Raw genomic sequence first — 16,959 nt, 5'->3', positions numbered from 1 at the left:
CCCGTCCAAAAAGGACGGGCGGGACGCCCATCCCACAATAACAATTAAAATTGTAAGTTATTTAATTCGCGATCCTTAGAAATGTTAAGATATAAGTATTGACAGATATCCCGGGGCTGTGGTATTACACATCAGCTTGCTAGCAGCGCGGGGTGCGAAAACTGGTGTGATCACGAACTTCTCACCGCTTGGAGTCTGAGATGAACACTCGTAAAGGCTCGGGAATTACTTAAGGTAACGGAAAAACCTGACTGTTGAAGAGCTTTCACGTCGTAAAAATAAAGAAGAACAGTTGGGCGGATATGCTCCGTCAAGTAAACTTGCCACGAAGTGTCACAGATAAGGTTCTATCCTGCGGAAAAACAAGCCACTATTAATTAATGACTATGCTCAAAAACGGATACAAGCCCGCGACACGAGTGGTAAGCAGGCCACAATTTTAGACTCTTGTCTAAGCTCTCAGATTCATCTGTGGAGTAAATCTAAAATCTAAAATCTCAAAGCGACTTACAGCGCCAGACAGTAGCGGCGGATGTTGAATTTATAGCAGCACCAAAGTTTAGTTTATACCAGGAGGATAGCATGAGGAAAATCACGGCGCGACAAAGGATAAGTGCCATAGTAGCACTGCCACTCCTACTAATGGCCAATACAACTCAAGCTTTTGCCGCTGATACCAGTCAGAAAATAGATCCTATTAAGAAAGTTTCGGATTTTGGCGATGGGCTGGATTTTGATATGGCGACACCAACAACAATCAGCATTGAGGAAAGCGAGGATTGGGATGAACCTGATTTTACAGCTACTTTAGATATCGAGATTAGTAAATTTATGACACAAAATCTTCAAGCTGTAATTGATGAGCCGCCGCCGGTAGTTTATCTCAGTGCGGCGAGGGGCCAGTCAACCCGGGAATGCCGGATTTCTGGGATCTGCGAATAACTGAATCGGATTTGTGCGATTTGGGCTATGGCCCGCCCGCCCTCACCCGTGCTACGACTCTTTTTCTCGGTATAATTATCGCTGTGCGAGCGTAAAACTTTCACTAAAATCCGGTAGATTTGCCTGAGAATAGGCGAATAACAGAGTATGTATTTTTTTGGGTATGCTTTAATTCGGCTAAAACAATAAGTATGCAGGCTGAAATCAACTTAACTAGGTGATTGTTCGCTGTGATGGGAAATCGCAAAAACGGGCTGAAATAAACTTAACTATGTGATTGTTCGCTGTGATGGGAAACCGCAGATGAAAGTAGATGAACGCATAGGAACGCAGATGTATTTAAAGATAGTTTGCGGAGGGCTTCGGTTCAAGTCTAATATTTATCCGTTAAATCCAGTACATTGCTCGTTGCCGAACTGCCTGACATCCGTGACATCCTCTCCAAGCGAATCCGTTGCCGAACTTCCTTCTTTATTTCGTCGGCAGTTGATAGCACCTATTATGAGAAACTTTTCAAATATTAATTATGATTAATTCGCACTGCCAGCAAGACACCGCAGCACAGCAAAACAAAAGTTCGCTGCAAACTCTCTCCCGGGCTCTGAGAATGTCTCAGGGGCAATTTTCGCTGATTTTGGTGCGGTGCAATTACAGTGCTATGAGAGAGGAAACTGTACGGCAATTGCGGGAGGAGTCTGGTCTCGATATTCGAGAAATTGTCCTCCCGCCATCTGTTAAAACTCTTTACACGACGATAGAAACCAAACTTACCTGCCTTCCGGCAGCTTTAATGGTGTTTGGATTGGAATCGGTAAGTGCGATCGATCGACTGCTGACTTCTACTAACTACGTGAGGGAAGAATTTCGGAATAATTTTCCCTTCCCGGTGGTGCTGTGGGTGACAGACAAAATTTTAAAAAAACTGATTCGGTTAGTCACAGATATCGAGACTTGGACGACCACTGTTGAATTTGTCCTCGGCCCAGACGAATTGGTGGATTTCCTGGGCAAAAGTGCCGATCGCATTTTTTCCAACATTTTAGAAAAGGGCAATTGGCGTTTAAGTAATTCTGCCATTCTCGGAGCCAATTCTTTGAGTGAATTAGAGTCGGCTAGCCAAGACTTGCAAACTTGCAACATCAGGTTAGAACCCGCTCTTGAAGCGAGTTTGCAATTTATTCGCGGTCGGCACGAATATGCTTGTCACCGCATCCCGGCTGCTCTTGAATTGTATCAAACAAGTCTCAGTTTTTGGAAGTATCAAGTAGCATTTATTGAAGGGAAAACAGAATTTAGCGATTTGTTATTTACGGTTTACCCTGCATCGGTATTAGAGGGAATTCTGCTATTTCACATCGGGCTGTGCTACCGCTTCCAAGCAGAACAACACCGCAGTGCTAACCGTCCTTATTGGACGGAAGCTAAGAATTATTTTCAGGAATGTATTGAGGTATTAGAAAACGCGGGACGGTCGGATGCCGTTGGTATATTCATTAATCAACTCGGCGAAGTATTGCAGCATTTAGAAGATTGGGAGGCGCTCTGGAATTTAGCTATTAAAGCTCTTAGGTTGCATAAAAACATGGAAAATTCAGCAGTTTATTTGGCTCAAGATTACGGCTTTTTAGCTATAGTAGCCTTAGAGCAAAAGAACTGGCAAGGGGCGAAAAAATGGGCTTTAGTCGCTCTAGACGTTCTCAACTCAAATTTAGAAACGACGGGACAGGGAACGCCTGTCAAGTCGCAGCATCAAGGCTTGTATCTGTTGATTTTAGCAGAAGCTAAGAGTCAGTTGGGTGAGATTCAGGAGGCGATCGCGCATTTAGAGCTGGCTCGCTCGGAAACCGAAGCTTGCTACAACCCGCAACTGTATTTGCGGGTTTTAGAAATGCTGCGATCGCTCTATTTTCAGCGGGGAGAATATCTCGAAGCCTTTCAAATTAAGCAAGATTATCGAGCGGTGGAACATACGTATCGGTTCCGAGCTTTTATTGGAGCCGGCAAATTGCAGCCGCACAGAGAAGCGGTTAATCCCGTCGCAGAAACTGTTGCTGGCGCTGCTACTATTGCTGATGAAATTACTGCTTCCGGCCGAGAACAAGACCTCAACCGTTTGATAGATAGGATGAACAATACCCCAGACAAACTGACAGTAGTTTATGGTCAGTCTGGAGTTGGCAAAAGTTCAATTGTCACCGGGGGATTAGTACCAGCTCTTAAACAAAAAAAAATAGAAAGGCGAACTGTTTTGCCGATAGTGCTGCAAGTTTACAACAACTGGCCGCGGGAATTGACCAGACAGTTATCTGCTCTTAAAGCTGAAATATTCGATCCGGAAATTTCCGAAGCAGTACCGGAAACTGCTCCGGTAGATTTGACCGTAGAAGCAGGCGCAGTCAAGGAAAATCTTATTTCGGGATTTAACGGCGGCTCGGCTGGGAAAAATGAGGATAAAATTGAGCAGTCACAGCCTGTAGAATCAATCATAGAAATAGAAAAAGAGGATATCGAATACGAAACAATTATTAACGAGCTGCAAATAAATTCCGAACATCTAGTGACAGTTCTGATATTTGATCAATTTGAAGAATTCTTTTTCGTGTGGAAAGAGCCAGCCCAAAGGCAGAAATTTTTTGATTTTTTGCGGGAATGCTTGAACATCAAATATTTAAAAGTCGTCCTATGTTTGCGGGAAGATTACCTGCACTATTTGCTGGAATTTTCCCGACCCAAAAACCAGACAGGATTCATTAACAATGATATTTTGGGCGACATTCTCAGCAAAAACATTCTGTTTTATTTGGGAAATTTTTCCCTGGGCGATGCGCGATCGGTAATTCGCACTTTAACTGAACGAGCGCAGTTTTACTTAGAACCGGATCTCATCGAAGAATTAGTCAAAGATTTAGCTGGAGAATTGGGAGAAGTTCGCCCGATCGAACTACAACTTGTCGGCGCTCAACTGCAACAAGAGGACATTAGAACTTTAACTCGATATCAGGAACTAGGCGACAATCCGCAACAAAAATTAGTCGAAAGATTTCTCGAAGAAGTTATCAAAGATTGCGGACCGGAAAATCAAGTAGCGGCGCGGCGAGTTTTGTATTTGCTGACAGATGAAGAGGAGATTCGTCCCCTCAAAACCCGCGCCGAATTAGCCTCGGATTTAGCGACATTTGCCGAAGCTGACAAATTAGATTTAGTCTTAGAACTGTTAGTAAAATCTGGTTTAGTTTTTCGGTGGACGGAACTGCAGGCAGAGCTTTACCAGCTCGTTCACGACTATTTAGTTACCTTCATCCGCCAGCAGGAGCAATTAGATAAAAATGCAGAATTCGAGGAACTGCGAAAGCAAAATCAAATTAATCGAGATGAAATTGAACAAATTCGCAAAGACAGAGAGCGAGATGCTTTGCTGTCGGAAGCTAGAGAAAAACAGCGCCAAGCTAGAGACAAACAGCACCAAGCGGAAGCTCAACTTTACCAAAGTCGGAGATGGCAATTGCGGGCGGCGGTTCTAGGATTGCTTGTACTCGGAGGTGTTTCGGCGATGGCATTCGAGCAAGCAAAATTAGCAGAAAGCGCGCGGCAAGAAGCAGAAAAAAGTCGGACTGATGCGCTAAATTCGGCGTCGGAAGGTTTAGTGCTTTCTAATGAAAAAAATCAATTAGGAGTGTTGGGGAATACTATCAAAATCGGTCGTGATTCTCTGAAAAGTACAGCCCTGCCTGTGGATACTAAAAATCAAATTGCTGAAAGACTCAGACAAGCAGTTTCTGGGGTGCAAGAACGCAACCGTTTCGAGCAGCACAGCAAGTTTGTTTTGGATGTGAGTGTCAGCCCCGACGGCAATTCAGTTGCTTCGGCAAGTGCTGACAAAACTGTTAAATTGTGGAGCAAAGAAGGTAAGTTATTAAAAACTTTCAATCACGGCGATATCGTGACGAGTGTTAGTTTTAGTCCTGATGGGAAAACGATCGCTACTGGTTGTGCCGATCGCACAATTAAAATTTGGCAAGTAGATAACGACAAAAGTGCCATCGGCATTTTATCCGGCCACCGCAATATCGTCACCAGCGTCAGTTTCAGTCCCGACGGCAAAACCCTAGCTTCCGCCAGTCACGACAAGACCGTCAAAATCTGGAACCTTGCGAACAAAAAATTGCTGCAAACCTTAACCGGACACAAAGACTGGGTGCTCGGCGTCAGTTTCAGTCCCGACGGCCAAACAATTGCCTCAGCAAGTGTTGACAAAACTGTCAAACTTTGGAACCGAGAAAGTAAAACCCAGAAATTTAAAATTAATCCCAAAACATTAACCAAGCATTCTGGCATTGTTTACAGCATTAAGTTCAGTCCAAACAATCGAGAAATCGTCTCAGCAAGTGCCGACAGCACAGCCAAAATTTGGAACCGAAACGGTGAAGAAATCAGAACTCTCAAAGGACACAACGATCAAGTTGTCAGCGCGAGTTTCAGTCGCGACGGCGAAAAAATTGTCACCGGCAGTGCAGACGATACGGTAAAAACTTGGAGTCGCAGCGGCACTTTGCTCAACACTTTCCGAGGACATCAAGACGACGTGAGGGCCGTAACTTTCAGCCGCGATGGCACTATTGCTTCCGCCAGTAAGGACAAAATAGTGAAACTTTGGAAACCGGACAGCACTCCGTTGAATAAAATTTTATCGGGACACGGAGACTGGGTTTACAAAGTCAGTTTTAGTGCAGACGGCAAAACCATTGCTTCTGCTAGCGGGGACAAAACAGTGAGACTTTGGCGCAGTAATGGCAGTTTATTCAAAACCTTAGAAGGTCACAAGGATTCTGTTACCTGGGTGAGCATTTCCCCTGATTCTAAAACTGTTGCTTCTGCCAGCGATGACACAACCGTGAAAGTCTGGAGTTTAAACGGCAAACTGTTAAATACCCTAAGCCACAGCGGCATTGTTAAAAGCGTGAGTTTTAGTCCAGACGGAAAGATAATTGCCGCCGCCAGTGCCGATCGCAAATTGTACCTCTGGCGCTGGAACGGTTCTCAAGCAACTTTGCTTGCAAAACTAGATCACAGCAATCCAGTAATTAGCGTTAGCTTCAGTCCCGACGGCAAAACTATTGCTACTGCTACCGCTGCTGAGGACAAGGCAAGCGGCAAGAAAAAGGCTTTTGAAATTGCCGGAGAAAAGAGAGTTTACCTCTGGCAATTTAACGGTTCGTCGGCGAAGATTCTGAAAACTATCGACCACGAGGACAGGGTTAAAAATGTGAGTTTCAGTCCAGACGGCAAGACTATTGCTGCTGCTTGCGCTGACAAAAAAGTTTACTTGTGGGGGTTTGATGGCAAGGCGGTTAATTTAACTGAAAAACTCTACCACAGCGATACTGTAGAAAGTGTGAGTTTTAGTCCCGACGGCAAGTTGATTGCGGCGGCGAGTGGGGGAAATACTGTTAAACTGTGGGATTTTGACGGTAAGAAGGCGCTGCTATCTAAGACTTTGGAAGCGAGCGATCGGGTGTTGAGCATTACTTTTAGTTCTGACAGCAAAACTCTGGCTTTTGCTAGCAGCGATAGGACTGTAATTCTGTGGCCTTTGGAGAATTTTGAACTGAATAAAATTATTGCTCGGAGTTGCGAATGGTTGGGAGATTATTTGCAGAATGACCCAAATGTTGCTGAGGGCGATCGACTGCTTTGTCTTGGGTTTGGGAAGCAGGCGTTAAATAAGAGTAAGCGATAAAATTTGAGTGAGTTAAACCTTAGATATTGCACTATTCTCAATTAGGCTTTTATGAACAGGCAAGATGCCTGTTCCACAAGAAAATTCTACTCTTTGTGGAACAGGCATCTTGCCTGTTCTTGAGAATGGTGCAAGATGTGAGTTAAACAGGACTTACACATAGAAACTATCCCTAGGGTGCGCCGGACCGCGCACCTTACCTCTATTGATAGTGCAATATCTCAGTTAAATCAACTTTTAAGGTGCGCCAGATATTGATTATTTCGATTTAAACAGGTTTTCCCGATCTGACGCACCCTACGCATCTGCCTGTAGTCGATTTACCAATTCCCAATTCCCAATTCCCAATTCCTCTTAAAAAATATATCTAGTGGCTAATTTTTACGATCGTAAATTTAAGATAAAATTTTAGTAATAAATTCAAACAAAAGGTAAACCGCATGGATGTCAACTCCCAAAAAGTCCAACCAATCCCGCCATTGGGCGAGACAAACGAGGAAACACCAGAGATAGGTGGCGGTTTGCCCGTAATAGAATATTGGGCCGAACATACATTGTCCCCAGAAGGGCCGAAACTTTGGAAAACTTTGCTACACAAAAGTGCTTGTTTGTCCTGTTCTTGGGGCACTGGCGGGCAGAAAGGAGGTTTTACGAATGAAGAGGGCGAAAAACTTCAGCGGTGCATGAAAAGCGTGGAAGCAATCTCTGCTGAAATTAAACCACCTGTCTCGACTCACTATTTTGAACAGCAGAGTATTGCAGAACTCCAGCAATTAAATTCAATGGAAGCAGACAGGCTGGGAAGGCTGAGTTTTCCGATGATTTTGCGGGCCGGCAAGTCTCATTACGATCGTATTTCTTGGGAAGAAGTTTATCAAATTGCCGAAGCTGCCTTTCGCAAAACCCCCGAACGAGTTGCCTCCTACAGTTCTGGCCGTTCTTCCAACGAAGCGGCTTTTCTGTTGCAATTGATGATGCGGGCGATGGGTTCCAATAACTTAGCAGATTGTTCAGATCTCTGCCACGCTCCCTCGACAACCGGGTTAAACGAAATGTTTGGCACCCGCACCTCGGTAGTGAGTCTTGAAAACTTGAAGCACGCAGATTGCGTCGTGCTCGCGGGTGCGAATTCTTCCTACAACCATCCTCGCTTGATGAACGAGTTGATTAAAATTCGGGACAAAGGCGGTAAAATAATTGTAATTAACCCGGTCATGGAAATTGGGTTAGTCAAGTTTGGTTCTCCGGCATTTCCTGTCAAGTCGCTTATCCCCGGTTCCGATATTTCCTCGTTATACTTGCAACCAATCCCCGGTAGCGATACGGCGCTATTTGTGGGGATGCAAAAATCTTTAATCGAACAAGGATTGCTGGACGAAAAATACTTGCAAGCTCATACAGAAGGCTGGGAAGCAGTAGTACAGCACGCCCGCGAAACCTCTTGGGAAACTATTACTAAAACCTGCGGAGTTTCCCAAGCCGAAATTGAGGCAGCAGCCAGAATTATTGGCACGTCCCAGCGAGTAGTCTTTGGTTGGGCGATGGGAATTACCCAACATGATAACGGTGTAGATAATGTTTTCAGCATTGCCAATACTGCCTTAATGACAGGAAATGTCGGCAAACAAGGTGCTGGATTAATGCCCGTGAGAGGACACTCAAACGTCCAAGGATTCGGCTCTATGGGCGTGACTGTCAAGCTGAAAAAAGAAATCCAAGACGCCCTCGAAAAACTGTTAGATCGTCCCCTCAGTCGCGTTAAGGGCTACGACACTCGATCGCTCATTGAAGCAGCAGATGCAGGCAAAGTCGATACGCTGATCTGTCTGGGCGGCAACTTGTATGGGGCAAATCCCGATTCAAATCAGGCAAAAGAAGCTTTAGGTAAAATTGAAACTATTATTTACCTCGCAACTAAACCGAATTTAGGGCATTTTAGCGGATTGGCTAAGCACAATACAATTGTGATTCCTGTACTGAATCGCTTTGAAAATCCCCACAAAACAACGGTGGAATCTGGGAATAATTTTGTGCGTTTAAATGATGAGGGTGAAACTCATCTCAAAAATGCTGATCTGATTCCCGAGGTACAATTTTTGACGGAATTAGCCAGCAGGCTTCACGGCGATTTTCCCGTTGATTGGCGCCAACTTCAAGACACAAAATACGTTCGGCAATTGATTGCTAAAACTATTCCGGGCTATGAAAAAATAGCGACAATTGATGAAACCAAAGAGGAATTCACCATCAGCGGTCGCATTTTTACGGAACCTAAATTCCCTACAGAGTCTGGGAAAGCGAAGATGTTTGTCGCGCCTTTACCTAAGCTGAAATTACCGGAAGCGAAAGAGTTTGGAGTATCGGAATCAACACAGGGTATTGTTGTGGCATTGATGACGGGACGCAGCTATTCTCAGCATAATACTGTCGTCTACAAAATTGATGACAAATACCGGGGAATGCCACACCGCAACTGCATTTTGATGAACCGCGCGGATGCAGAAAGCGTGGGTTTGCACGAACATCAGCGGGTTACGGTGCAGGGAAATGCGGGAAAAATGGAAAATGTCGAGGTGATTTACGGGGCTGTTCGCGTGGGTGCTGCTTTGATGTTTTATCCTGAAGTTAATGTGATTTTTCACCCGGAAATTGAAAAGCGATCGGGCACGCCTGCTTACAAGCGCGTACCTGCTTTTGTTTATGCGGAAGTTCGGTAACGGATTCTGTAACGGATGTAAACGGAGGTTATGATTAGCTCTGCCTTATTTCTTCTTCCTTCTTTCTTCTATAACTCACATTTTAGATGATTTTTAAGAACAGGCAAGATGCCTGTTCCACAAGGAGTTAATTTTTTGTGGGTGGGCCGGAGAGCCTGCCCATATGCAAGTCTTAATTAACTCTTAATTTGCAAAGCTCTACCTCGCCAAGTCCATCCCCAACCGGTTTCGGTTTTAATCGCAGAACCGATCGCAATCGCCGCCACTAACGCACCTCCCAAACCTCCCAACCACCAGTATTTCGTCGGACAGTCAGAAATCTCGGCACCCAAGCGGCGCAAATTGTAATGCTGCCAAATTACGATTACGGATAAACAAATAGTTAACAAGGTAATTGGCAATTGGTAATTAGTAATTGGTAATTGGTAATTGCTGATTGCCAGAATTTCTGCGAAGTCCCCGTTAGCCAGCAAAATAGCTAAGGCTAACCATGGCATAGGATAAAGAAATAACATAATTGCGGCCATGTAAACCATCATGCCCCAACTGCGGTTAGCGCCGAGATACAGATTCTTTGTCCAGCCTTCCCACAAGGCGCTCCAAGACCGATACATCCGCACGGATGCCAAATTTGGCCCGGAATAAAGTCCGAGCTTTAAACCCGCACGTTTGATGCGCCTAGCTAATTCCACATCTTCAACAATTTCGCTTGCAACTGCTTCGTGACCGCCGATTTTTTCGTAGCCCGATCGCCTAAACAACATGAACGGGCCGCCGGCAAAAGCACTGTCTGTTTTCGAGGGATCGTTAACGGCGGTAAAGTCGAAGCAAACTGCTAAGTGATTGAACATTATCGGCTGCACTAACCACTCGGCAAAACACTCGCAAACCAGCGCTGGCATACAGGTGAACAAGTCTATTTTCTCGGTTTCGGCTGTAGCGATAGCGGTTTCGATCGCCCCTGGTTTTAGCCGCACGTCGGCATCGATAAATAATAAGAAGTCTCCGGTTGCTACCTGAACAGCTTGGGCGCAGGCCCAGTTTTTGCCCGCCCAATATTGGTTCGTAGGTCGCGGCTGACCTGCTAATATTTTTAGGCGGGGGTCGTTGAGTTGCTGTTGCAGGGTTTGCCCGATCGCCAGGGTGTCGTCTGTCGATCGATCGTCTACAATCAAAACCTCTAGGTTGTCCACAGACAGCGGTGTACTATCCAAAATGGCGATCGCGCAATCCCGAATATTCTCGGCTTCGTTGTATGCTGGTACGATTACCGAAACTTTGGGGAACAGCGCGGCAGGCCCCGGTGAGGGCCTGGCTGAAATTCTCTCGGTTCGAGGCGCATTTTTGACCGATCGGCGCAAATTTTTAGTGTAAGCTCTACTTACTATGAGAGAAAAAATTAGCAGGGTTAACAATATCAAAGCGAACTGACCTCAGATTTTCGGTACAGGATTTGTCTCCCTAAATATTAAAAAATATTAAAACAAAAAGCTAGTCGATCGCCCGGAAAGTTATTTTGACCGCCTCTTTTGCTATAATTTGTGAGCATCTTTCGGCTCGCCCGCAGCGAGGGGCAAGACCACTCACCCGGTCAGCGACCGAAAAGCTGAGGATAGATATCAGTTGTCAGAGGAGATTGCCATGGGCGAATTTTTTACAGTCGATGTGTTTACGAACGGGGTAGTGGTAGTCGGCGCTTTGGGTTTTTTCTTTTTGGGATATCAAGCTTTGCAGATATTGAAAAAATAAAGTATGTCAGAACTGAGATGTTGCACCATTGTCAAGAACGGGCAAGATGCCCGTTCCACAAAGAATGAGTTTTCTGGTGGAACAGGCATCTTGCCTGTTCCTAAACAAGTAATTGAGAATGGTGCAATATCTCAGTCAGAAGTCAGAAGTCAGAAGTCAGAAGGAAAGAAGTCAGAAGGAAAGAAGTCAGAGGGAAGAAGTCCGATGGAAGTCGGAATAAGGAAAGAAAGAAGAAGGAAAGAAACAACTATTCCGAATACCCAATGCCCTGTTTTGCCAAGGCCCAATGCCCTGTTTTGCCAAGGCCCAGGAACACCTAATTTACCTGAAAAAGGCTATACAACTGACTCAACAGTGCAACTGTTTCTGGCGAAAATCAACCAAAAAAAGGCTGCGTTATTATCATGGTGAGCCAACTTTTAGATGGACGCTATCAAATCATTGAAGTCATAGAAACAGGAGAGTTTGGACAAACCTATCTGGCCAAAGATATTCGCCGTCCGGGAGAACCGCAGTGCTTTGTCAAGCACCTGCGTCCCGGTACCACCGAACCGAAATTAATTAATACTACGCGCCGTCTTTTTCAAAAAGAAGCAGAAGTTCTAGAAAAGCTCGGTCAACACGACCAAATCCCTCAGCTATTCGCTTATTTTGAAGAAAATGAAGAATTTTTCTTAGTTGAATCCTTTGTTGCCGGTCACTCGCTATCAACCGAGATTGTACCGGGCAAACCTCTAACAGAAGAAAAAATGATTCCTTTGCTGAAGGAACTGTTAGAAATTTTAGTGTTTGTACACGGACAGGGAGTAATTCACCGAGATATTAAACCGGGAAATTTAATCCGCCGCTATTCAGACAATAAGTTAGTTTTGATTGACTTTGGCTCGGTGAAAGAAATTCACATCGCTCAAAGACAAGCGCCGGTAACGGTGCGGATTGGCACGCTGGAATATATGCCGATCGAACAATTTCAATACAACCCGCAACTTAACAGCGATATCTACGCTTTGGGAATGATTGGCATCCAAGCAATGACTGGTTTGCCCGCTTACGATTTGCCGAAACTGCGGGATTTGAAAAATTCTAATAAAGGCGAAATTGTGTGGCGGCATTTAGCCACGTGTTCCCAAGCGCTGGCTGATGTTTTGGACAATATGGTGCGCTACGATTTTCGGGAACGTTACCAGTCGGCGACGGAAGCTTTAGCCGATTTGAGGAAAATTGGCGATCGCTCGCGGGCGCGGATTCCCAAGCTGACAATATATCGCGAAGAAGTCGATCGGCGCAGCAGCAGCCGCGGTGACATTACAGTCGTCGGTCGTAGAATATTAGATGAACTGCGCATCAGTTTGGAATTGCTGCCAGAAGAAGCAGAGGCGATCGAAGATGAAGTATTGAACCCTTACCGCAAATACAGGCAAAAAGGCGAACGCTACGAACAATCACTGCAAGAAGCAATGCAGCAAGAATATCCCTTTTCTCTGGAAACTCGCGAGGAGTTAAAACGCTTGCAGCAAGTTTTAGGGCTTACTGACGAAGATGCCGCCAGAATCGAAGAATTAGTCATTCCTAAATCTTTATTCGCTAAATTGTACAAGGCGATCGCCACAGTTTTGGAGGGACACCGCAACCCCAATCCGCCACCAGCGAGCAGCGCCCCTCAACTCGAATTGCAGGCAAGTCCGGCCCTATCCCCCCAGGTAAATCTGAACGGAAAAACCGATTTGTCGAGATCCAGCGCAGCAGCGATTGTCCCCAAAAAAACTCGCAAGTTTAATTTTTATCTCGCCGGGGCAACAATTGCGGCTATCTTAGCTGCGATCGGCGGAGTTTACGGATATCTCAAGTTGCAAGAATGGCAGCAGCGAGTCCAGAAAGAATCCCAACAGTTCAATCAAATTGAAGCTCTTTATAAAGCCAGCAATTATGAAGGCTGCATCAGCCAAATACCAACAATTGCCAACACTTCCAGCAGCTATTCGTCCGCTCAGGAGTTACAGCAACAGTGCCAATCAGGTTTGCAGTGGAAGAACGCCAAAGTCAAAAATTTCGCTCAGCATTCAGATGCCGTTGGGTCTGTTGCTTTCAGTCCAGACGGCTTAATGTTAGCCAGCGGTTCTAAAGACAAAACCATCCAAATTTGGGATTTAGCTACAGGCAAGTCGCTCCGCACTTTTGCAGGAGATTCATCCACCATTTGGTCCGTTGCTTTTGACTCAAACGGTACGAGACTGGCGACTGGAACCGGTTTTTGGAGAGTCATGCTGTGGGATTTGAAAACAGGGCAAGTGATTCGCAGTCTCGACCACACTGCTTCTGTTTGGTCTGTCGCTCTGAGCCCCGACGGACAGCTCATTGCTAGTGGCAGCGGAGACCAAACCACGAAGATTTCGGATGCAACAACTGGCAGTTTGATTCAGAATTTCCCCGACCATACAGATTTTGTTTATTCTGTTGCTTTCAGTCCCGATGGAAAAAGTTTGATTAGCGCTTCTAAGGATAAAAAAATTACAGTTGTTGATGTAGCAACGGGGAGGTTGCTCAAAACTCTTGAGGGACACAGCGACGCGGTGAGGTCGGTTGCTGTTAGCCCGGACGGCAAGACAATTGTTAGCGGTTCCTACGATGAAACTATTAAAATCTGGAATCTCGAAACAGGAAATTTAATTCGCTCTATTAAGGGGCATTCTGACGATATTGTCTCTGTTGCTATCAGCCCGGACGCGAAGTTTATTGCCAGCGGGAGCAAGGATAAAACTATAAAAATTTGGGATTTGGCTACCGGAGAATTGCTGAATACTTTGACGGGACATTCCGATGAAGTTTATGTGGTAACTTTTAGTCCCGACGGCCAAACTATTGCTAGCGGTTCTAAAGACCGTACTATTAAGTTGTGGCTGAGGTAATTGTTACCTGTCATTTACTTGCTGTAATTAAGCTCGTTTTTTAAGGTTGTGGGAAACTGCCAATAAGGCGTTTCTAATTCGTCTTCGTTTGGAGAATTTCCAGTTGAGTGCTCTCGGATTTGAAAAAAGTAGTAGAGGTTAGCCACAGTTAAATCGGATATTTCTTGCCAATTCGAGGCAGCTAAAGCTTGATAGCCAGTCGCGATCGCCTGCTGGCTGACATAAAATTCGTATCCCCGGCGGCTTTCCGGCGACACAGCGAAGATTAGCTGGTCGCGCAGGGATAGAAAGTGAGACTTTTGCTTTAAAGTGTCATAAAGTGAAGGTTCCGCAGCTAATACCGTGAATGTAGTGTACACGCTGCTTTTTACACTCTCGCCGCTGAGTTTATCTAAACTAGCTAACTGGTGCTGATCTTTTGGAGACAAAGTTTGCATCCAATCAGCCTCAGTTCGCCAAAAGTCTATTACACTTAAATCATGACCGAGAATCCTAGTAACTTCGGGAAATAAAAAATCTAGTTCGGGTTCCGATTGACATCCTTTAACAACAGTTAGAAGATCTTGACGAATTTTTGATTGGAGTTCCAGCAGGCGATCGCTCACCATACCGTAGGCCCGCTGCAAGTGAAACGTGACGTTGATCGCCTGCTCGATCGCCCAAACACATTCCCTTTGCCTGAGCTGTGCGGCAGAACACAGCCCCTCCAACAAACTGGGATTGTCATAAATTTTTAAAGCCTCAAACAGCATATCCCGCCCGCTATTAATTTCGGAATTCCGAAGTTTAAGATCCGGCAATGTCAGGGCTGACTGACAGCGTTTGATAGCTTTAGAAAAAGTATCGTAACCGTTAACCAGTTTCTGACGGTGCATTTGAAAACTAGAGTCGTGAGCCACCTTAAAAATCTGCTGGATCACCTCTACTCCCCTATCTTTCACGATGTGTCTGAGATCGATAAACCCGCCTTTAATTTTTAGCTTCTGGTGCTTTGCATCTTCTCTGATTTTTAATACTTGGTTGAGGTTTACTGCTGACAAAACTGTGCTCGATACAGCGCCAAGGCCAAAGACGGCAGCAGTCGCTTGCATCACTGCCAAATTAATTTTCAGAGAGTTAAGCATTCTATATATTTTTTGAAACCCCTGATGAGTTTGAGCAAGCTGCAACGGTGCCACTGTCACGTACACGGGAGCTACCAGCGGCTGTACGGGGCCACCTCCGGCTAACTTTGCGAGCAATCCTAGAACTGTGCGCGAGGAGCTAGTTCCAGTTGTTGATGGATAAAAGATTTTTGCCAGCTCCACAAACTCCCCTGTCACCGGATCTCTAGCTGCCGGGAGCAATTTTCCTGTTTTGGCAGTAGGCTGTACCAGGTTGCCCGTATTGAGTAGAGCCTGAGTTGCAGGGGTGAATAGATAATCCATGTTGTCAGACCAGTTTCCAAAAAAAATGCAACTGTAAGCCCGTGATCCAAACCACGATAGTCATCAGTCATTCCCAATTCTTCAATTCTTTAATCTAAAATCTAAAATGGTATGACTCACTTGGTATTCAAAAAGGCAGATGTTCTGTATTGTATGCTATTTAGGGGAACGAGGGATAAAAGTAAATGAATGAGTATCTCAAGGTATTCCAGGCTCTTACCCAGTTTAGCGATCGATTGCTGGCCGACGAACATCAATCCCTAGAGATCAAACAGTCAGCTACCCAACTCAGCGTAGATGTGGAACCTTGTATTCAGGAAATTAAGGAATCAGCCCTCAGACTCAAGGGGTTTCTTCAGGTATGTTTCAAAGATTTATCTCAGGCTGAGGATGTCTGGAATAGCAAGCCGAGAATTGCTCGCGCATCGACCGTTGAGGTGTGGGATCAAATTGGCCAACTAAGCGGATGCGATGTCAGAATTCGCTCTTTAGGAAAACAGGCCCAATATGATGCTGTTGTTAAAGTTCGAAGATCGTGGAGCGACAAGTCTACAAAGTTGAAAAATCAGTGGTTTTTGTGGGATACAAACCATCAAGTCTTTCAAAGAGATACTCTCGGTTTTTATGAAAAAGAGCATTTGCACAAAGAGTTGCGGAATGAGGTTGATTACCAGGCAGAGCGAGTGATTTTAATTATGGAGAATGAACTCCATTTGATTTTTAAAGAATTAGAATCTATTGATATAGAAACAATTGAATTTTGTATTCAATGCTTCGATATCAACAGTCAATCGAGATTTAGAGAGCGACTGCAATCAATAGGCGGCGAGATTGTGTCGAAGTTTACGGAACCTCTGAAATATTTGCCTGACTCTTCTTCTGTGAAGACTTTTAAAGAAACGCTGAAAGCCCCTGTAGAACCTCTGGTTCATAAAAGCAAGATGGGAATCAGTTTGGTAGATTTTGAAGAGTCCTGTAAAGTGATTGGGTCAATCATGGATAGTTTGATTTTAGCAATTTTTCAGGAGCGCATGAAACTGGCAATTCAGACAGTTGAAAAAGCGATTAGGTTCTACAATAATTTTTTAGAGAAGCAGGCGCGGTATCAGCAAGAGACGCCCCAACAGCGAGCGGCGGAAAAAGATTGGATCGAATACCAGCGGCAGCAACTCAGGGAAATTCAGCAGTATATTGAAGCACTCATCAGTCATTAGTCATTGGTAATTGGTAGTTGGTAATTGTTGACTGTTGACTGTTGACTGTTGACTGTTGACTGTGAATCAAAAAAATGAAAATTGCGCGAATTATTTGTTGGCCTCGGGATTCGACTTTACGCCAGACTTTCGAAGCGCGGATTTGATATCATTCCAGCAGGCCGGAATTGATATTATACCAATTATTAAAAGTCGCCGAAACCAGCCCCGGAAACGGCCAAGCCTAAGTCCCTACAGATGGTAGCGTACAATCTATAGCGGTTCGAT

8 protein-coding genes are annotated in these 16,959 nt (G+C 44.9%); 6 read left to right on the top strand and 2 right to left on the bottom strand.

What is annotated here, in order from left to right:
* Positions 1 to 582 precede the first annotated feature (582 nt).
* From ACUVJL_RS27025 to ACUVJL_RS27015, 3 genes are all read left to right on the top strand, one after another.
* The gene (locus ACUVJL_RS27025) at positions 583 to 942 is read left to right on the top strand and encodes a hypothetical protein (protein WP_445248662.1); all 360 of its coding nucleotides are present in this window, start codon (positions 583 to 585) and stop codon (positions 940 to 942) included.
* Between the two features lie 526 nt (positions 943 to 1,468).
* Positions 1,469 to 6,679, top strand: coding sequence for an nSTAND1 domain-containing NTPase (locus ACUVJL_RS27020; protein ID WP_445248661.1), 5,211 nt, complete (start codon positions 1,469 to 1,471; stop codon positions 6,677 to 6,679).
* A 440-nt stretch (positions 6,680 to 7,119) separates the two neighbouring features.
* Complete coding sequence (locus ACUVJL_RS27015) at positions 7,120 to 9,396, top strand: FdhF/YdeP family oxidoreductase (RefSeq protein ID WP_445248660.1); 2,277 nt, start codon at positions 7,120 to 7,122, stop codon at positions 9,394 to 9,396.
* Between the two features lie 176 nt (positions 9,397 to 9,572).
* Here the strand turns inward: ACUVJL_RS27015 and ACUVJL_RS27010 are convergent, their stop codons facing one another.
* Positions 9,573 to 10,817 (bottom strand): glycosyltransferase, encoded by a 1,245-nt coding sequence (locus ACUVJL_RS27010; protein ID WP_445248659.1) that lies wholly within the window; start codon positions 10,815 to 10,817, stop codon positions 9,573 to 9,575.
* Positions 10,818 to 11,148: 331 nt separating this feature from the next.
* On the opposite strand from ACUVJL_RS27010, the gene ACUVJL_RS27005 reads away from it, so the two are divergent.
* Entirely contained in the window at positions 11,149 to 11,556 is a 408-nt protein-coding gene (locus tag ACUVJL_RS27005; protein ID WP_445248658.1) for a hypothetical protein, read from the top strand.
* Positions 11,550 to 14,051: a protein kinase domain-containing protein gene (locus ACUVJL_RS27000; RefSeq protein ID WP_445248657.1), complete on the top strand. Its 2,502-nt coding sequence runs from the start codon at positions 11,550 to 11,552 to the stop codon at positions 14,049 to 14,051. Before ACUVJL_RS27005 ends, ACUVJL_RS27000 begins: the two co-directional genes overlap by 7 nt.
* 14 nt (positions 14,052 to 14,065) lie before the next feature.
* Here ACUVJL_RS27000 and ACUVJL_RS26995 read toward each other — a convergent pair whose 3' ends face one another.
* Positions 14,066 to 15,478: a hypothetical protein gene (locus ACUVJL_RS26995; RefSeq protein ID WP_445248656.1), complete on the bottom strand. Its 1,413-nt coding sequence runs from the start codon at positions 15,476 to 15,478 to the stop codon at positions 14,066 to 14,068.
* A gap of 185 nt (positions 15,479 to 15,663) precedes the next feature.
* On the opposite strand from ACUVJL_RS26995, the gene ACUVJL_RS26990 reads away from it, so the two are divergent.
* Positions 15,664 to 16,692 carry a hypothetical protein gene (locus ACUVJL_RS26990; protein ID WP_445248655.1) on the top strand — a complete coding sequence of 343 codons (1,029 nt, stop codon included), beginning with the start codon at positions 15,664 to 15,666 and terminating at the stop codon, positions 16,690 to 16,692.
* The last annotated feature ends 267 nt before the right edge of the window (positions 16,693 to 16,959 follow it).

Source organism: Microcoleus sp. OTE_8_concoct_300, from assembly GCF_031383065.1.
In the GTDB taxonomy this organism is placed as follows: Bacteria; Cyanobacteriota; Cyanobacteriia; order Cyanobacteriales; family Microcoleaceae; genus Microcoleus.
Note: the sequence above shows the minus strand (reverse complement) of the source record. Positions and strands in the feature narration are given on the sequence as shown.